The sequence below is a fragment of the Bacillus sp. M13(2017) genome (assembly GCF_002218325.1).
GTDB classification, from domain to species: Bacteria; Bacillota; Bacilli; order Bacillales; family Bacillaceae_G; genus Bacillus_A; species Bacillus_A thuringiensis_K.
This window is the reverse complement of sequence record NZ_KZ268522.1, coordinates 1-18,067: the sequence shown is the minus strand read 5'-3', so window position 1 is coordinate 18,067 and position 18,067 is coordinate 1. Positions and strand designations below refer to the sequence as shown.

The window sequence follows — 18,067 nt, the reverse complement described above, 5'->3', positions numbered from 1 at the left end:
ATGGTGATATCTTCACTATGTTAACAATTTTGATTTTAGCAAAATATTCTGGAAATGTATATTTATTTTTCTTTTTATTAAAAATAATTAGAATTTTTAAAATTAATTTTATGAGCGATAATTCACATGATCTTTCTAGCAAACTAGTAAGAAGAAAGGTACAATGATAAGAGTTGTGTCTGTAAAATAATAATTAATGGAGTTTTGTTTATAATGAAAAAGTTAAAATATCTTTTTGTTTTTGGTATTATACTTGTTGCTGCATTTTTTATAGGGAAAGATAAAATCATGCAAAAGGCGCAAGTTTTACGCTTAGAGTTTCTATCTGAAATGAAAGAAGCAGCTATGATTGAAGATGTTCCGTTTATTAAACAATTACCAGAATTACCTCGAGGATGTGAAGTGACAAGTTTAGCTATGTTGCTGCAATATAAAGGTGTACAAGTAGATAAGATGCAACTTGCTAGCGAAATTTATCGTGTTCCATTTGAACAAAATGGTTTGCGTGGAAATCCTTACGAGGGATTTGTAGGAAATATTTATACAAAGGCAAAGCCTGGATATGGTGTATACAATAAACCAATCTTTGATTTAGCAGAAAAATATGTTCCTGAAAAAGTAATTAATTTAACAGGTAGAGACATGCAAGATATATATAAAGTAATTAGTTCTGGCTCCCCGGTATGGGTCATTATTAATACGACGTTTAAGCCGATAGCTGAAAGTAGTTTTGAAACATGGAATACGAGTTCAGGCGAAGTGAAAATTACATATTATGAGCATAGTGCAGTAGTAATTGGATATGATCAAAACTTTGTATATGTAAATGATCCTCTGAAAAATAATCCACGTTTGGCTGTTCCACGAGCAGAATTTGAGAAAGCTTGGGAGCAAATGGGAAAACAAGCGATTACTATTTTATAATAAAGAAAAAGTCATCTTTTGGATGGCTTTTTCTTTTTGTTTTATTGTAATTGAAAATTCAGAAGATTCTTTTAAAAGTTAACAATTCACGTTATAATAACATTTAACTTGGTGAAGAAGGAGTGAAGGGGTATGGATGTTGCAAAGGAACTTGTTTTGTCAAAAAATCAGTTAGTTGAGTGGAGAAGGCATTTTCATAAGTATCCAGAGTTATCTTTTCAAGAAGAAAAAACATCGCAGTTTGTGTTCGATATACTTCGGAAATGCCCATATTTAGAAGTGTCACGGCCGACTAAATATAGTGTGATGGCAAAGTTAGTAGGTAAACAGCCGGGCAAAACAGTTGCGGTTCGAGCCGATATGGATGCTCTTCCTATTCATGAAGAAAATGAGTTTGACTTTATTTCTAAATATCCGGGTGTAATGCATGCATGTGGCCATGATGGACATATAGCGATATTACTTGGGGTTGTACATAAGTTAGTAGAAGCAAGAGAGAAGATTAAAGGGGAGATTCGTTTTCTATTCCAACATGCTGAAGAAAATTTTCCTGGTGGTGCAGAGGAGATGATTGCGGCAGGTGTAATGGAAGGTGTGGATTATATCATTGGTGCTCACCTTTGGGCGTCGTTAGAGGTTGGGAAAATAGGCGTTATTTATGGTCCTGCAATGGCTGCACCGGATGTTTTTAAAATTAGGATAGAGGGAAAAGGTGGACATGCTGGAATCCCTCATGAAACGGTAGATAGTATCGCAATCGGTACACAAGTCGTTTCGCAACTTCAGCAAATTGTATCTCGCCTCACGAATCCATTAGATTCTCTCGTAATATCCGTTACGCAATTTCATGCGGGGACAACTCATAATGTAATACCAGAGCAAGCGGAGATTGAAGGGACAGTGAGGAGTTTAAGACATGAGTTACGAGGTGAAACAGAGAAGAAGATTGAGCGGATTGTGAAGCATATTACGGAATCTTACGGAGCGAAATATACGTTTTCTTATGAATATGGATATCGACCAGTTGTAAATAATTATGAAGTTACAGAGCTTATTGAACAAACGGCATTACAACTTTATGGAAGAGATAGAGTTGTTCGTTTGCAGCCGACGATGGCTGGAGAAGATTTTTCAGCGTTTTTACAAAAGGCACCAGGGGCATTCTTTTTTATCGGAGCGGGAAATAAAGAGAAAGGTATTATATATCCTCATCATCACCCTCGTTTTACGATTGACGAAGATGCATTACCGATTGGAGTGGAAGTCTTTGTATCAGCCATTATGAACTTTATAAGTAAAGGAGAATGAGATGAAGAAAATACACATTCTAGCGCTTATCCCAGTTCTTTGTTTAGTAGTTGGGCCAATATTTGCGAATTCAGTTACTCCTTACGTATTAGGGATGCCATTTTTATTATTTTGGGTATTATTATCAGTGTTTATTACATCTCTTTGTATGGGGCTTGTGTACGTGTTTGATCCTGCTAATAAGGAGGATGTAAAATGACTGCATTACTTATCATTATTTTATTTTTGTTTCTCGCACTATTTTTAGGGATTCGGGCACAACATGGAAAAGATATGAATTTAGAGCAATGGTCAGTTGGGGGAAGAGGATTTGGCACTATTTTTGTTTTTCTCCTGATGGCAGGTGAGATTTATACGACGTTTACATTTTTAGGGGGAAGCGGCTGGGCGTATAGTAAAGGAGCACCTACCTTTTATATTTTGGGATATGGTGCTTTAGCTTATCTTTTATCGTATTTTTTATTACCACCAATTTGGAAGTATGCGAAAGAGCATAACCTTGTTTCGCAGTCGGATTTTTTTGCGAAGAAATATAGAAGTAAAGCGCTTGGACTTATTGTTTCAGTTGTTGGTGTTGTTTCCATCATCCCATATCTTGTTTTACAGTTAAAGGGACTAGGGATTATCGTTTCAGAAGCTTCTTACGGAAGGGTGTCACCTGTTGTTGCAGTATGGATTGGTGCTATTGTTATAACTATATATGTAATGGTTTCAGGTATACACGGTTCGGCTTGGACGGCTGCTTTGAAGGATATTATGATACTGTTTATCGTTATGTTTTTAGGTATATATTTACCGTATCATTATTATGGAGGATTTCAGCCTATGTTTGAGGCTGTAGAAGCAGCGAAGCCGGGATTTTTATCTTTACCTGAAGAAGGAATGAGTATTTCTTGGTTTGTTTCTACTATTATATTAACGGCCCTAGGTTTTTATATGTGGCCTCATACATTTGCTTCTGCTTTTTCTGCAAAAAATGAAAAAGTATTTCGTAAAAATGCAGCAATTATGCCATTGTATTCTTTAGTGTTACTTTTCGTATTTTTTGCAGGGTTTGCTGCTATATTGCAAGTTCCTGGGTTAAAGGGAGCGGATGTGGATCTTTCGTTATTCCGTCTTGCTTTACAAACTTTTGATCCTTGGTTTATTGGAATTATTGGTAGTGCGGGAGTATTAACGGCGTTAGTTCCAGGCTCTATGCTTGTTATGGCGGCTTCTACACTGTTAGCGAAAAATATTTATCGAACGATGGTTCCATCTGCTTCAGATAGACAAGTTGCTAAAGCTGCAAAGTTATTTGTACCTGTAGTAACGCTCGTAGCAGTTTTATTTACATTTAAAGGAGGAGAAACAATAGGAGCCCTTCTATTAATGGGGTACAGTATTGTTACACAACTTTTCCCTGCACTTGTATGTAGCTTGTTTCCACGTCAGGTTATTACGAAGCAAGGAGCGATTGCAGGAATGGGAATGGGGTTATTAGTTGTTGCATATATCACTTTATCGGGCTCTAATATAGCTACGATGTTTCCGAGTTTTCCGCAGTCTATAAAAGATTTAAATGTAGGTATAGTCGCATTGTTAATTAATATGATTGTGATGTTTGTAGTTAGTGGATTTACAAAAAGTGTATCTATAAAGAAAAACAGCATAATAGTAGAAAAGTAATTCGTTTATTAGAGCTATCTTTGAAAAGAGATAGCTCTTTTTTGTATATATTTTCTTCTATTAGCGGAATCTAACTAAAAACTTGTTGAAAAGGAAGTTAGGTGGGGAAATTGTTAGAGCTTGAAGGTAACTTATTTGAAGTTATGAAAGAAATTAGGGATGAGTTAGGTTCACCTAATGATTTAACAATTAGAGAAGTTGCTCTTGCTGGGAGTTTTACACGTTGTGCGGTTGTGTTTTTATGTGGGTTAACAGACAAGGATAATGTTTATAAATATGTCGTTCGTACGCTGCAATACGAAGAAATTCCAAGTGAGGAAGCCGTTGTTCAAACGTTATTGGATCGTTTTATTTCTATCGCAGAAGTTGGTGTAAAGACGAAGTTTCCAGACATTATGAATGCGATTTTAGCGGGAGATACAGTTATATTAATTGATAATATTCAAACTGCTATCGTTATTAATAGTAGGGCTTGGGAGAAGAGAAGTTTAGAACCACCAGTGACAGAAGATTTAATACGTGGACCGAGGATCGGATTAAATGAAGATATTAACGTGAATAAAATGTTAATTCGCCGTAGTTTACGTGACCCAAAGCTGAGATTTCAATCTTATATTATAGGGAAGAGATCCCAAAAAGAAGTAACTTTAGTATATGTAGAAGACGTTATTAATCCTTACATTGTAAAAGAGTTAGATCGGCGTCTTCAATCAATAGTGACAGATGTCGTTTTTGAGACGGGAACGATTGAGCAGTTAATTCAAGATAATAATTTGTCACCGTTTCCACAATTTTTGAACACAGAAAGGCCTGATAATATTGTGGCCTCATTAATGAAAGGTAAGGCGGCTATTTTAGTGGATGGATCACCGTTTGCTCTTATTGCGCCATTAGTATTTGTTGATATTTTTCAATCTGTGGAAGATCATTATGAGCGCTGGGTAATTGGGACTTTATTAAGAATTTTGCGGATGGGTTCTGGTATAATTGCGATTTTAATGCCAGCGATGTATGTAGCGCTCGTCTCATATCATCAAGGACTTATTCCTTCTAAATTGGCTTATTCAATTGCTGGAGCAAGAGAAGGGGTTCCGTTTCCTGCATATATTGAAACGTTAATGATGGCATTAACGATGGAGCTAATACGAGAAGCAGGAATTAGGTTGCCGAAACCGATGGGGCAAACAATTGGGATTGTAGGTGGTCTTGTAATTGGAGAGGCAGCGGTGAATGCAGGAATTGTAAATCCATTTTTAGTTATCATTATTGCGGTTACAGCTATTGCTACATTTTCACTTCCAGTGTATAGCATCACAATTACGTTTCGGATTTTACTTTTCGTCTTTGTATTAGCAGCAACGGCTTTTGGGTTGTATGGAATCATTCTAGCTCTTATTGCGCTTGCTGTTCATATTACAAATTTAACAAGTGTTGGTGTACCGTATACAACTCCAATTGCTCCTGCATTTTATAAAGATTGGAAAGAGGAGTTTATTCGCATGCCAAAATCAATGTTGAAAGAGAGACCGGAATATTTACAAACGAAAGATTCTACAGTACGTCCAAAGGAGCGAAAATAATTGAAACCATTTGAGTATGGCGATGAAGAAATTGGATCTCGGGAAATTGGGTTTGCGGTATCATCGACCATTATTGGTATAGGAGCATTATCTATGCCAAGGGATATTGCTAACCAAACTTTATTTTCAGATGGTTGGATTATTTTGCTTTTGGGTGGATTGATATGTGCAGTTTTAGGCTGGTTTGTAACGAGGGTGGCTATTTTATTTCCAAAACAAAACTTTGTTCAATATACGAGTGCACATTTGACAAAGCCGGTAGCATACACGATTAGTATGGTTTTAGTATTAACGTTTGCTGCTTTGACAGCATATGAATCGCGAATGATTTCAATTATTTCTCAAACGTATTTATTTAGTGAGACACCGATACAACTACTGTCTTTCTTCTTCTTACTAGTTGTTATTTACGGAATAGCAGGATCAAGAGCGGCCTTATTAAGGTTAAATGTTCTATTTTTACCTATTGTTTTAATTGCGATAGTGCTTCTTTCTTTATTGAATATAAATTTAATGGAAATAAACAATTTATTTCCAGCTTTTCAAACGGAAGTAAGTCAGTACGCTGTTGGGGTTAAAAATTCTATATTCACATTTATTGGATTTGAGGTAGCTCTGTTTTATGCTGTGTTGTTGAATGATAAGACAGCGAAAAAGGCACCAATGGCAGTTGCAAAAGCCGTGATAGTAAATGTGCTCTCATATATTTTAATTTATGTAACTTGTATTAGTGTTTTTACGTATATGACAACTCGTGGATTGACATATCCAACAATTGAATTAGGGAAAGAAATTGAAATTGGTGGAGGCTTTTTAGAAAGGTTCGATGCAATTTTTTTTACGACTTGGATTATTACTATTTATAACACTACAGCAATGTATTATGACGTCGCATCTTTATTGTTTTGTGCCATGTTTCCGAAAGTGAAGAAACATATTTTTATTTTCGGAAGCGCGCCTCTGATTTTTATGCTGAATATGCTCCCTGGTAATTTAGATACGTTATCAAGTTACGGAACGTATTTAGCGTGGATAGATATGGGGTTTGTCGTATTAGCTCCTTTGCTAGTTTTTATTGTATATAAAATAAAAAGAAGGAATGGTAGAAATGAAAAACCTTCTTAAAATTATAATGGTTATGGTTTTAGCTGGATTTATAAGTGGGTGTTCTGAACTAGAAGAAATAGAAGAAAGAGGATTTGTAGTAGGCGCAGCTTACGATATTGTGAAGAAAAAGAAATCAAATCCGATTATGAAAGGGACGTATCAGATGGTACTTCCCAGTAAGTTAGCACAACAAGGTGGACAGGGCGATGGAGATAGTGAAAATTATATTAACGTAAGTGCGAAAGCAGATAGCGTCTTCGAGCAAATAAGAATAATTGCTAAAAAAATTAGTCGAACATTATTTTTTCCGCATATACAAGTCATTATTTTTTCGGATGAATTACTAGCGAATCCGTATGTTTTGCAAAATACGTTAGATGTATATTTTCGTGATCATGAAATGAGAAGAAATATTCGTTTGTTCGTTTCCAAGAAAAATGCAGAATCTATTTTAAAACAGAGCGCCAAACCTGAAAACTTACCGGCGCAGTACATTGATATGTTAGCTGAACATCCTCCGAAAAACGCTCAAATGATTGAGGCGGCGAGAATTGGTGAGGTACAAGGGAAAATGATCGCAGATCGAAGTTTTGCATTACCTCTCTTAGGATTAACTAAACAAGGAGTACAAATGGAAGGAGCGGCATTGATCCGTGGAAAGGATAATAAGTGCGTTGGAACTTTGAGTGGAGAACAAACATTAGGAATGAACTATGTAATAGGTAAAAAAATTGGAGGTTTCTTTACTGTTCGTAAAAAGAATCAGCTCATTACATATGAAATTCATAAGTTGCGCCGAAAGATTCAGGTGTCTACTGAAAATGCTACAAAACCGAAGTTTGATATTCATTTGTCCACAGAAGGCATATTAGCTGAGTTACATTTTAATGAACCGAAACAAGTGATGAATGAAAAGTTTTTAAAGAAAGAGATTTCAAAGGAAATGAAGAAGCGTATTGAAAAGTCTATACAGCTTGTTCAAAAAAAATATAAGGTAGATGTATTGGAATTAGGAGAGGTATATAAGAGGCATAATTATAAAGAGTGGAAGAAAATTAGTAAGAATTGGGATCAAGGTCAGAATTATTTTAGTAATGCTGAAATTAATGTTCACGTTGATCCAACAATTGAACATTCAGGTTCAGCATTACCAAAGAAAGTGAAGTAAGGTGATGGAAGTTGTTTACTGGATTAGGAATTAGTTGCACAATATTAATAGCGATTCTTCCAGGAGCCATATACTTTATTCATAAGAAACTCACAACGTATGGAGCGCAACCTTGGAATACTGATGTGCAAAAAAAGAAACCTGAATGATTTCAGGTTTCTTTTATACAAAGCATATGTGAAGGGGGATACCTTCTATGTATGCTTTGCTTTATACAAGCCCTAACCAATGTACCAATTGTGTAGAGAGGAATGTCACAACAATAGCGATAACGGTAGGGATTGCAAACGATAAGAATGTCCATTTTGCACTTTTTGTTTCTTTATATATGTTAACCAGTGTTGTTCCACATGGGAAATGAAGAAGTGAGAACAACATTGTGTTTAACGCTGTTAACCAAGTCCAACCATTTTCTAAGAATAAATTTTTAATTTGATTAAAATCATCTATTTCAGTTAAAGCCCCGGTTGATAAGTAAGACATTAATAAAATTGGGATAACAATTTCATTTGCTGGTAGTCCAAGAATGAACGCAGCTAGAATAAAGCCATCAAGTCCTAACATTTTAGCGAATGGATCCAGGAAGTTTACAAAATACATAAGTAGACTTGTATCACCGATGAAAATATTAGCTAGTAACCAAGTTAATGCAGCCGCAGGGGCAGCTACAACAACAGCTCGTTTTAAAACATAGACTGATTTATCGAGTGTTGCACGCACAATTGTATTCCAAACCTTTGGCTTACGGTACGGCGGTAACTCAAGTGTGTAGTGAGTTGGAACGCCTTTTAAAGCTGTTTTTGATAGTACCCAAGAAACGGTTAATGTCATAATAATACCAAGTCCAACCATTCCAACTACAACGCCGGCAGTAACAAGTGTTTGCATACTACCTGTATAACCAGCAGCCATAAATAATGAGGCCATTAAAATTAACATAGGCCAGCGACCGTTACAAGGTACGAAGTTGTTTGTTAAGATTGCTAGCATACGTTCACGTGGTGATTCAATGATACGTGTTGACATAATGGCTGCTGCATTACAACCAAATCCCATTGCCATTGTTAAAGATTGTTTCCCGTGTGCACCGGATCGTTTGAATAAGCGGTCCATATTAAACGCGACACGTGGTAAGTATCCGTAGTTTTCTAATAGCGCGAACATAGGGAAAAAGATTGCCATAGGTGGTAACATAACGCTAATAACAGCACCGATACCACGGAATAAACCAAGTATTAAAATGCCGTGTAACCATTCAGGTGCATGTGCTGCTTGGAACCAAGATGTTAAATATCCTTCGGCCCATCCGAAGAATTCGGCAATCATATCAGATGGTACGTTAGCGCCTGCAATTGTAAGATAAAAAATAATAGATAAAATACCAAGCATAATTGGGAATCCCCATATTGGAGATGTGAAAACTTTATCTAGTTTTTCGGAACGATATAATTTATCAGTATTTGTATATTGGACGGATTCTTTACATATGCTTGCAGATGTTCGGTAAATATCTCCGACTATATCATCTCGTATATCTTCTTTTGAAAGTGTTTGTGCATGTTGAATAATATAGTCTAATGGAAGAGCTTTACTGGCTGAGTGAGATTCCATTAATTACGACCTCCCTTACAAGTGGTTCATTATGGTGTTTTTGAAGTGTAGTTAAGAAATTTTTATCTCCATCTAGTATACGTAACGCAATCCAACGTGCTGGATACGTATCACCGAACACTTTATAAATTTGTGGTTCTAATTCCTGAATCATATTTTCGATTTTTTCGCTGTAAGTAATTTTAATTGGTGTTGGAATTAGTTTTTTATTTGCTACTTTTGCAATAACATTTAGCAAATGACCAATACCTACTCGGTTACGTGCTGAAATTTTAACGACAGGCACACCAAGTGATTTTGCTAATTTCTTTTCATCGATAACGATGCCTTTTTTCTCAGCTTCATCAATTAAGTTAATACAAATGACTACGTTACTCGTCATTTCAATCACTTGAAGTGCTAAATTTAAATTTCTTTCCATTGCAGTTGCATCTACAACGACTACAGTTACTTCTGGTTTTTCAAATATAATATAATCCCTTGCTACTTCTTCATCCGCAGAGTTTGAATATAGTGAGTAAGTTCCAGGTAAATCTATTAATGTATATTTACTTCCGTTATGTTCATATTCCCCTTCAGCTTTTAAAACAGTTTTTCCCGTCCAGTTGCCAGTATGTTGTTTTAAGCCTGTTAAAGTATTAAATAATGTACTTTTCCCGGTATTCGGGTTACCAGCTAAAGCGATACGATGTTTGCTCATCTGAAATCATCTCCTATTAATACCCCGAAAATAAGGGAGCTTTCTTCTTTGCGCAGTGCAATAGTTGTGTTGCTTACTTGATAAGCAACTGGATCTCCAAGTGGACTGCGTTGCAATACTTTAATCGTTGCCCCAGGGATAAATCCCAAATCTAATAAACGTCGTTTCATAGTTCCTTCTAATTGTATCTTCTCAATTTGTACAAACTCTCCTGTTCTAAATTCGGAAAGTGGTTTTTTATTAGCCGATACCATAAAAGTTACCTCATCTCTATATTGTTAGTTTAAGTTTAAAAAGTTTCCTAAGGTAAACTTTTTGTTAGTAATATAGTAGACCACGTTGGATTATGTTGTCAATTAGTACTTTAAAAATATTCATTTAATTTTAGAATTGTTCCAATTTATTTAGTTGTACTAAAAAATATTACTGAAATTCTTTTTAATGTTCACAAATTAGGCGTGTAAAAGTTACAAAATGCGCGGAATTGTAAATCTAACTTTAACTAGAAAGGGAAAAGATAGAAAAACATTTACATTGAATTTACATTGTTAAGAATAAATTTACATTACAGCATAGTTAGTGTGGTTTTTGTTGGATTCTTTAACTATAAATGTTGGGATTCCTAGCTTTTAAAGAGTATTATCGTCATTTACTTAAAATTAAAAATTGCTTAACACTCACATAATATTGTTGTCCTACAATGAATTTGTGTTCGAAAGAAAATGAATTCGAAAAGCGATAATCCAAATGGGGGTACAAGACATGGTTATGAAAAAAGGTATTAAATTTTCTTTAGCAGCTTTAGTGGTGGCAGGAGCGTTAGTTGGATGTGGGAAAGCAGAAGATACAGCTAGTAAAGAAACTGCTAAAGGAAGCGATAATACAAAACAAGAGTTATCAGGTACGATTGCAGCAGCTGGTTCTACAGCTCTTCTACCTCTTGCGGAGGAAGCTGGAAAGAAATTCATGGAGAAAAATTCAAAAGTTTCTATTCAAGTACAAGGTGGCGGTAGTGGAACTGGGATTAACCAAGTAGCATCGGGTGCAGTACAAATTGGTAATTCAGATGTTCCATCAGGAGATAAAATAAAAGATGCTGAAAAAGCGAAAGAATTAGTAGATAACAAGGTTGCGGGTATTGCATTCGCACTTGTCGTAAATAAAGATGTAAAAGTTGATAACTTAACAGTGCAACAAGTACAAGATATCTTCACTGGAAAAGTAACAAACTGGAAAGAGGTAGGCGGGAAAGATGAAAAAATCAACGTAATTAACCGTCCGGCTTCATCTGGTACACGTGCTACATTTGAAAAGACAGTTATGAAAGAAGCAAAGATTAATGATGGAACTGGTACGACACAAGATTCTAACGGTGCAGTAGAGCAAGCGATTAACTCTACTCCAGGTTCAGTAAGTTATTTAGCGATGTCTTACATGGTTGGCGACAAAAAAGGTGCACTACAAACAGTGAAAATTGATGGTGCTGAACCAAAAGTTGAAAACATTTCGTCTGGTAAATATCCATTCTGGTCTTACGAGTACATGGTAACAAAAGGTGAAGCGAAAGAAGCAACAAAAGCTTACATTGATTATGTAAAAGGTAAAGACTTTGAAAAGCAAGTAGAAGATATGGGTTACATCCCAATGTCTAAATTAAATAAGTAATAAAGTTTATGGGGCTGGCTGCAAGGCCAGTCCTGTTCATTTCAATCTATGAAGTGGGGTCTGACCTGTGATGAAGGGGAAAAAACAAATTAATTACGTAAAAAGTGAATATATAGGAAGATCGCTTGTTACGTTTTGTGGTATTTTTATTGTTTTAATTACATTAGCTATTATCGCGTTTATTTGTGGTAAAGGTATTCAATCTTTTACACAAAGCGGTATTTCATTTACTGAGATGTTAACATCCACAAAATGGAATCCAAATGCTGACGAAGGAACCTTCGGGGCTTTGATTTTCATTGTAGGTTCAACAGTGGTTTCGTTAGGTGCGGTTATTATTAGTGCGCCAATTGCTATAGCTCTTGCTATATTCATGAATTTAATTTCGCCGAAGTTTGGAAATAAAGTATTGAAGCCTGTTTTAGAATTATTAGTTGGTATTCCTTCGGTTGTATACGGGTTATTAGGGGTTACGATTTTAGTGCCGCTATTACGTGATTCGTTTGGAGGAGTGGGCTTTAGTTTAATTGCAGGTATTGTTGTATTAAGTATTATGATTTTACCTACTATTGCTAGTATCGCTTCTGATGCAATACGCTCTGTTCCATTTGATTATTTAGAAGCTTCTTATGGTTTAGGGTCAACGAAATGGCAAGCGGTTAGCCGAGTGATTGTTCCTGCTGCGAAAAAAGGGATTTTAACAGGTATTGTTTTAGGTTTAGCGCGTGCTTTTGGTGAAGCATTAGCGGTTCAAATGGTAATCGGGAACACAATTAAATTACCAGAAGGAATATACAGTCCGACAGCAACGTTAACTGGTATTTTGACAATGGACATGACAAATACATTAAACGGAACTGCTTGGAACAATGCGCTATGGACTTTAGCGATGATTTTACTTGTTATTTCATTCCTGTTTATTTTAGTAATTCGAGCGATTGGGCAAAGAGGTGAGCGATAATAATGAATGCAAGAACGGTAAATAAAGTTTGGACAGGTATCTTTTATGCAGTTGCAGCTTTTGTTGTAGCTTTACTAGTATTCTTAGTGTTTGAAATTCTGCAAAAGGGATGGGGATTTTGGGATCCTAATTTCTTGTTTGGAGAACCAAGTAATACAAGAGCTGGTGGTGGGATTGGTCCACAGTTATTCAATTCCTTCTACATGCTTGTTATAACGCTTGTTATATCTATTCCTCTTGGTTTAGGTGCTGGAATATATTTAGCGGAGTACGCAAAACAAGGACGTTTTTTAAATTTTGTTCGTTTATGTATTGAGACAATGGCGTCTTTACCTTCGATTGTTGTTGGTTTATTCGGTTTGTTAGTGTTCGTTACAATGACAGGCTGGGGATACACAGTAATGGGTGGTGCTCTTGCTTTAACTATTTTAAATTTACCAGGTTTAACACGTGTTTGTGAAAATGCGATTTCAGAAGTTCCTCATAATGTAAAAGAGGCAAGTCTTGGATTAGGTGCAACGAAGTGGCAAACGATTGCTCGTATTATTATCCCATCGTCATTACCGCAAATTATTACAGGTATTATTTTAGCGGCGGGTCGTATATTTGGAGAAGCGGCAGCATTAATTTACACAGCGGGTTTAACATCGCCGATTTTAAATTCAGCAGCGGATTTCTCAAGTCCTGCGCATCCTTTAAATCCGTTTAGACCAGCTGAAACATTAGCGGTTCACATTTGGAAATTAAATTCTGAAGGAGTTATTCCAGATGCGAAGTTGATTGCGACAAAATCTGCAGCTGTATTAATTATTATGGTATTATTATTCAATGTTATTTCACGCTTGGTAGCGTCTATATTACACAAGCGTTTTACAGGAACGAAAAGAAAAAGTAAAACGACGAAGAAGGTAAAAGCGGCATAAGTTACAAAGGAGAACTCTCTATTTATAAGTAGGGGGTTCTTTTGTATTTTAATATAGAAGGAATGGATGTAATGATTGTTGAATTTGTAATTAATTATAAAGAAGAACAGATGTAATTTAGAGAGGAGTTTTAATTTGTTTTTTCTGCAAATGTCAGGTTTTCCTGGGTCAGGAAAATCGACAGTTTCTAAGTATATAGCGAAATCAACAGGTGCTGTAATTGTAGATCATGATGTTTTGAAATCCGCGTTGTTAAAATCATTAAAAGTAAAAGGAATTGAATCAACGATTGTTGGAGGGCTTGCGTATGATGCCGAATGGGTATTGATTGATTCTTATTTAGAACAAGGGCATAGTGTTATATTGGATAGTCCGTGTTTATATGAGGGAATGGTTGAAAAAGGGATTGAACTATCAAATAAACATGGTGTGAAATATAAATATATTGAGTGTTATCTTAATGATATGGAAGAGATTAATAGGAGACTGCAAACACGTAAGCGTATGATCAGTCAAATTGAAAAGGTGGAGTCGGAAGTAGGTTTTAAAAAGTGGTTAAATGGTAGTAAAAGACCTTCAAATAATGAATATCTTATTGTGGATTCTAGTAAACCTATAGAGCGATATGTGGAAAAAATGATGCATTATATGATTAAGTAGAGAAAAGGCGTTATCTTCATTTTTGAAGATAACGCCTTTTGTTTTTAAATATCAGGTGTTTCTGTAGAAGTGCTGATTTTCCTACGGGAGCGTCTTTTTCTCCCAATTTTATCTAACAGTTCATACATAACTGGAACGACTACTAATGTAAGAACAGTTGAGACTGCCAAACCACCGATGACAACGACGGCTAAACTTTTTGATACCATACTTCCTGCTTGGGATTGGCCAAATAGGAGTGGGAGCATAGCAACGATTGTTGTAATAGCTGTCATAATAATTGGGCGTAGTCTAGTAGAACCTGCTTCAAGTAAGGCTTCTTTTGTTTCCATCCCGTGTTCCCGATTTTGTTGGACTCTTTCTATTAATACAATAGCGTTTGTAACAACAATACCGATTAACATTAATGCGCCAATTAAGGAATTTACATCAACAGGTGTTCGTGAAATGAGTAATCCTAAAATACCACCGACAGTAGCTAGCGGCAAGGAGAATAGGATTGCAAAAGGAGCACGTGCTTGCCCGAAGGTGATAACCATAATTAAATATACAATACCGATTGCAATCCCCATAATTTTGAATAAATCTGTAAAATTCTCTTGCATAGATTCAGTAGCTCCTGCGATATTTACTTTTGCACCGCTAGGTAAATCTAAGTCAGTTATCGCTTTATTTACTGCTGTGTTTACTTTGCTCAAATCTTCATTTGAAGCTTCGGCGGTAATTTGGATTGTTTCTTTTCCATCTTTATGGAAAATTTCTGTTTGCGTTTGTTTTTCTGAAATAGTTGCGATGTCTTTTAAAGGTATTGGGCCATTAATAGGTGATAGTATGTTTGTATTTAAAATATCTTCTTGTTTATTAATGTTTTCTTTTTTGTGTTCTATCATAATAGTAGTTTTTTCGTTATTAATTGTAATTTCGCCAATAGGTGATTTCTTCATAAGGAATGCTACTTGTTGCGCAGCTATTTCTGGTGTTAAACCTAGTTGTTCAGCCTTTGTTTGATCAATATGAATTTGCCATTCTTTCTTAGAGTCTTCTAAATTTGTTTTTACTTTAGAAAGATCATCCATGCTTTTTAGTTTTGTTTCAACGATAGTAGCCGCCTCTTTTAAATTCGCTTCGTTAGTAGCTGTTACGTTAAATTGTAAGTTATTGCCGCCGCCAGAGCTTGAATAACTTGTTTTTATATAATCAAGTTCAGCAGGCTCAAAAGTTTTATTTTCCTTTTTTAACTCTTTAATATATTGATCAATATCAGAACCTTTTTTAAAGACTACGAATATACTAGCGAGGTTATTTTTAGTTGTTTGCCCCCATTGTGCATCTTCTGCGCTAGATCCCATTCGTAAAATAACGTCTGTTATATCTGAATTAGAAAGTAATTTCTTTTCAAAATCAAATGCTTTTTGTTTTTGAGATTCAGCATTATAATCTGCTGGAAATGTCATGTTAATAGATAACATTGTGTCGTCTTCAGATTTTATGTTTGCTTTCGGTAGTAATATATAGGCTGCAATTGATCCTACAAATAATAAAAATGCAGTAAGTAGAATAATGAATTTATGAGAAAGAGCCCACTTTAACGTAGCGACATATCGTGATGAAGAACTTGGCTTTCGATGCTTTGTTTTTTTGAGTAGTAAAAAAGCCATAAGTGGAACAACTGTTAGTGCAACGATTAAGGAGGATAGAATAGAATATACAACTGCTAATACCATAGGTAACATTAATTTTCCGATTGCTCCTGATACGAGGCCGATAGGTAAAAAAACAGCAACCGTTGTTAAAGTAGAAGAAGTAATTGCGACTGCGACTTCTTTCGTTGCATCGAGAATGATATCTTTAGAGAAAGAATCTTTTTGTAAACGGCGGAAAATATTCTCGATGACAACGATACTATCATCGACGAGACGTCCAACTGCAACAGCTAAACCACCGAGTGTTAAAATGTTAAGCGTAATGTTAGATTGATGTAGTAAAAAGAGTGTTAATAAAATAGATAATGGAATACTGACAACAGCGATGAGTGTTGTTCGGAAGTTACGTAAAAAGATTAAGATAATTAGAGTTGCAGCGATTGCTCCAAGTATTACTTCTTTTCCCATGTTAGTAACAGCATTTTCAACTTGTTCATGGGTTGAAGCCAAAAGTTTAATAGAAAATTGATCTTTATATTCCTTATCTATCTCTTTAACTTTTTTATCAATCTCTTTTCCAATGGCAACTGCATTTTTACTCGGTTCTTTCATGATGATTAATCCTGTGCCTTCTTCTCCGTTTATATGTGAGATTGTATCGTAGTGTTGTTTAATTTCAATTTGAGCAATGTCTTCCAATTTCACCTGGGGTGCCACAGTGATGTTTTTAATGGCATTTACATTTTTTATGTCCCCAATGACGCGGAGGTTGTATTCTTCCTGATTAACAGTAATTGCCCCAGCTGGAGTAGAAGTTTCTTTTCCTTGTAAAACAGTTAGTACCTGCTGTGATGTTACGTTTTTATTTTTTAATTGGTTCGGATCAAGTACGATAGATAATTCAGAGGTGGATTTTCCGAAAAACATAACGTTGGCAACACCATCAATGTTTTCGAGTTGTGGTACGATTTCTTTTTCAATTTGTTTTTCATCTGCTTTTGAAAAACCGTTTTGTTTCTGGATAGTAATTTGAGCGAGTGGAATCATAGAAGTGTTTAATTGACTAACTACGGGCTTGGTTACATCTTTAGGTAATTTAATTGTATTGACGGCTTTTTCGACTTCGCGTGCTGCATCTTTCATGTTTGCTTTTGATGTATACGCAATGTCAATACGTGATAATCCCTCGTATGTAGAAGAAGTAATGGTGTCGACGTGTTCTAAATTGCGAAATTGTTTTTCGAGAGGATCAGTTACATCCTTTGTCATCGTTTCAGCGTCGAGTCCTTGAGATAAGGTTGTGACGGTAATTGCCGGATTGTCGATACTTGGTAAAAATTCCATAGGTAATTTAGAGCCGGAATAAACACCGAGTATGGAAATGAGAAAGATCATGATGATAATGGCAGCTCGGTTTTTTAATGAAAACTTTGTTAACCTATCCATAAAATAATTCCTCCATTGGTTTATTTATAGTTGAGTGCGTCCTTTCTTACTATATAACAAAAAATGGATATTTTTCATTAATTAAATGTAAAAAAATTCTAACAATACCCTTAAATTTATATTAGGATTGGAATGTTGTTAATTTGTAGGGGGGAATTTTCGAATGAGAAGGAAGGGGATAATGCGCGTGAGTGGCTGTTTAATGTAGATGGGATTTTTCTTACGGCTAATTTGTATAGTTATTTTATAGAAGGATAATTATTATAAACCTTAATATAGAAGAGAATGAAAATTTGGGAAGGTATTGTGAAATTCAATTTTGTTGAATGAAGTGTAGTAGTATACAATCAGAATAACTATTTTTAGTAGAGAGGATAATAGTTATTTCTATAGAAGAAAGTAGGGTAGATAATTTTTTTATATTTTTATAAAAAAACACTTGTTATTTAAAAAGTGTGATGGTATATTAATAAACGTCGCTGATGCGGAAACGCAGAAAACGACAAAAAAGAAATTTTAAAACTTAGTTGACATCGAAAAATGAAGATGTTAATATGATGAAGTCGCTTCTGAAGCGACGGACAAGTTCTTTGAAAACTGAACGAAACAAACAACGTGAAACGTCAATTTTTATTTTAGATGCTAGACAAACTAACTTTATTGGAGAGTTTGATCCTGGCTCAGGATGAACGCTGGCGGCGTG

At 35.4% G+C, this 18,067-nt stretch carries 17 protein-coding genes; 12 read left to right on the top strand and 5 right to left on the bottom strand.

Translation table 11 applies throughout. The annotated features are described in order from the left end of the window. Positions 1–213: 213 nt before the first annotated feature. The 8 genes from CGQ22_RS29190 (at position 214) to CGQ22_RS32220 (ending at position 7,904) form a co-directional block, all read left to right on the top strand. Positions 214–924 (top strand): C39 family peptidase, encoded by a 711-nt coding sequence (locus tag CGQ22_RS29190; RefSeq protein WP_089149707.1) that lies wholly within the window; start codon positions 214–216, stop codon positions 922–924. Between the two features lie 132 nt (positions 925–1,056). Further along, on the top strand, positions 1,057–2,232 hold the full coding sequence (locus CGQ22_RS29185) for an amidohydrolase (protein ID WP_000382121.1): 1,176 nt from the start codon (positions 1,057–1,059) through the stop codon (positions 2,230–2,232). 1 nt (position 2,233) lies between these two features. Next, positions 2,234–2,431 (top strand): DUF3311 domain-containing protein, encoded by a 198-nt coding sequence (locus CGQ22_RS29180; RefSeq protein WP_000719836.1) that lies wholly within the window; start codon positions 2,234–2,236, stop codon positions 2,429–2,431. Continuing rightward, the gene (locus CGQ22_RS29175; protein WP_000125940.1) at positions 2,428–3,900 is read left to right on the top strand and encodes a sodium:solute symporter family protein; all 1,473 of its coding nucleotides are present in this window, start codon (positions 2,428–2,430) and stop codon (positions 3,898–3,900) included. The genes CGQ22_RS29180 and CGQ22_RS29175 overlap by 4 nt, the downstream gene beginning before the upstream one ends. 101 nt (positions 3,901–4,001) lie before the next feature. After that, positions 4,002–5,480 carry a spore germination protein GerLA gene (gene gerLA / locus CGQ22_RS29170; RefSeq protein ID WP_003300032.1) on the top strand — a complete coding sequence of 493 codons (1,479 nt, stop codon included), beginning with the start codon at positions 4,002–4,004 and terminating at the stop codon, positions 5,478–5,480. Next, complete coding sequence (gene gerLB, locus CGQ22_RS29165; protein WP_000801998.1) at positions 5,481–6,605, top strand: spore germination protein GerLB; 1,125 nt, start codon at positions 5,481–5,483, stop codon at positions 6,603–6,605. Beyond that, positions 6,589–7,755: a spore germination protein GerLC gene (gene gerLC / locus CGQ22_RS29160; RefSeq protein ID WP_000793363.1), complete on the top strand. Its 1,167-nt coding sequence runs from the start codon at positions 6,589–6,591 to the stop codon at positions 7,753–7,755. The genes gerLB and gerLC overlap by 17 nt, the downstream gene beginning before the upstream one ends. Positions 7,756–7,766: 11 nt before the next feature. Beyond that, positions 7,767–7,904, top strand: a complete 138-nt coding sequence (locus CGQ22_RS32220; RefSeq protein WP_000493981.1) for a hypothetical protein — start codon at positions 7,767–7,769, stop codon at positions 7,902–7,904. 61 nt (positions 7,905–7,965) lie between these two features. Here the strand turns inward: CGQ22_RS32220 and CGQ22_RS29150 are convergent, their stop codons facing one another. The 3 genes from CGQ22_RS29150 to CGQ22_RS29140 are packed head-to-tail and all read right to left on the bottom strand — an operon-like array spanning position 7,966 to position 10,320. Continuing rightward, positions 7,966–9,366: a nucleoside recognition domain-containing protein gene (locus tag CGQ22_RS29150; protein WP_089149706.1), complete on the bottom strand. Its 1,401-nt coding sequence runs from the start codon at positions 9,364–9,366 to the stop codon at positions 7,966–7,968. Then, positions 9,344–10,066, bottom strand: coding sequence for a FeoB small GTPase domain-containing protein (locus CGQ22_RS29145; RefSeq protein ID WP_000033859.1), 723 nt, complete (start codon positions 10,064–10,066; stop codon positions 9,344–9,346). The genes CGQ22_RS29150 and CGQ22_RS29145 overlap by 23 nt, the downstream gene beginning before the upstream one ends. Continuing rightward, positions 10,063–10,320 carry a FeoA family protein gene (locus CGQ22_RS29140; RefSeq protein WP_000252987.1) on the bottom strand — a complete coding sequence of 86 codons (258 nt, stop codon included), beginning with the start codon at positions 10,318–10,320 and terminating at the stop codon, positions 10,063–10,065. The genes CGQ22_RS29145 and CGQ22_RS29140 overlap by 4 nt, the downstream gene beginning before the upstream one ends. 508 nt (positions 10,321–10,828) lie before the next feature. On the opposite strand from CGQ22_RS29140, the gene CGQ22_RS29135 reads away from it, so the two are divergent. The 4 genes from CGQ22_RS29135 (at position 10,829) to CGQ22_RS29120 (ending at position 14,275) form a co-directional block, all read left to right on the top strand. After that, the gene (locus tag CGQ22_RS29135) at positions 10,829–11,731 is read left to right on the top strand and encodes a phosphate ABC transporter substrate-binding protein PstS family protein (RefSeq protein WP_000245105.1); all 903 of its coding nucleotides are present in this window, start codon (positions 10,829–10,831) and stop codon (positions 11,729–11,731) included. A gap of 70 nt (positions 11,732–11,801) precedes the next feature. Further along, positions 11,802–12,692: a phosphate ABC transporter permease subunit PstC gene (pstC, locus tag CGQ22_RS29130; protein ID WP_000676674.1), complete on the top strand. Its 891-nt coding sequence runs from the start codon at positions 11,802–11,804 to the stop codon at positions 12,690–12,692. 2 nt (positions 12,693–12,694) lie between these two features. After that, on the top strand, positions 12,695–13,615 hold the full coding sequence (pstA, locus tag CGQ22_RS29125; RefSeq protein ID WP_000994135.1) for a phosphate ABC transporter permease PstA: 921 nt from the start codon (positions 12,695–12,697) through the stop codon (positions 13,613–13,615). Between the two features lie 135 nt (positions 13,616–13,750). Next, positions 13,751–14,275 (top strand): P-loop nucleotide/nucleoside kinase family protein, encoded by a 525-nt coding sequence (locus tag CGQ22_RS29120; protein ID WP_000465766.1) that lies wholly within the window; start codon positions 13,751–13,753, stop codon positions 14,273–14,275. 44 nt (positions 14,276–14,319) lie between these two features. On the opposite strand, the gene CGQ22_RS29115 is transcribed toward CGQ22_RS29120, so the two are convergent. Together CGQ22_RS29115 and CGQ22_RS32295 are read right to left on the bottom strand one after the other, a co-directional pair. Continuing rightward, positions 14,320–17,364: an efflux RND transporter permease subunit gene (locus CGQ22_RS29115; protein WP_089149705.1), complete on the bottom strand. Its 3,045-nt coding sequence runs from the start codon at positions 17,362–17,364 to the stop codon at positions 14,320–14,322. 523 nt (positions 17,365–17,887) lie between these two features. Further along, on the bottom strand, positions 17,888–18,067 hold a 180-nt coding region (locus tag CGQ22_RS32295), incomplete at its 5' end, for a hypothetical protein (protein WP_217900039.1).

Bases quoted from the DNA above. Each gene is read 5' to 3' on its own strand.
- CGQ22_RS29150 (WP_089149706.1), bottom strand. From the start codon at position 9,366: ATGGAATCTCACTCAGCCAGTAAAGCTCTTCCATTAGACTATATTATT.
- CGQ22_RS29180 (WP_000719836.1), top strand. From the start codon at position 2,234: ATGAAGAAAATACACATTCTAGCGCTTATCCCAGTTCTTTGTTTAGTA.
- CGQ22_RS29135 (WP_000245105.1), top strand. From the start codon at position 10,829: ATGGTTATGAAAAAAGGTATTAAATTTTCTTTAGCAGCTTTAGTGGTG.
- CGQ22_RS29190 (WP_089149707.1), top strand. From the start codon at position 214: ATGAAAAAGTTAAAATATCTTTTTGTTTTTGGTATTATACTTGTTGCT.
- CGQ22_RS29115 (WP_089149705.1), bottom strand. From the start codon at position 17,364: ATGGATAGGTTAACAAAGTTTTCATTAAAAAACCGAGCTGCCATTATC.
- pstC (WP_000676674.1), top strand. From the start codon at position 11,802: ATGAAGGGGAAAAAACAAATTAATTACGTAAAAAGTGAATATATAGGA.
- CGQ22_RS29145 (WP_000033859.1), bottom strand. From the start codon at position 10,066: ATGAGCAAACATCGTATCGCTTTAGCTGGTAACCCGAATACCGGGAAA.
- pstA (WP_000994135.1), top strand. From the start codon at position 12,695: ATGAATGCAAGAACGGTAAATAAAGTTTGGACAGGTATCTTTTATGCA.
- CGQ22_RS29175 (WP_000125940.1), top strand. From the start codon at position 2,428: ATGACTGCATTACTTATCATTATTTTATTTTTGTTTCTCGCACTATTT.
- CGQ22_RS29185 (WP_000382121.1), top strand. From the start codon at position 1,057: ATGGATGTTGCAAAGGAACTTGTTTTGTCAAAAAATCAGTTAGTTGAG.
- CGQ22_RS29140 (WP_000252987.1), bottom strand. From the start codon at position 10,320: ATGGTATCGGCTAATAAAAAACCACTTTCCGAATTTAGAACAGGAGAG.
- gerLC (WP_000793363.1), top strand. From the start codon at position 6,589: ATGAAAAACCTTCTTAAAATTATAATGGTTATGGTTTTAGCTGGATTT.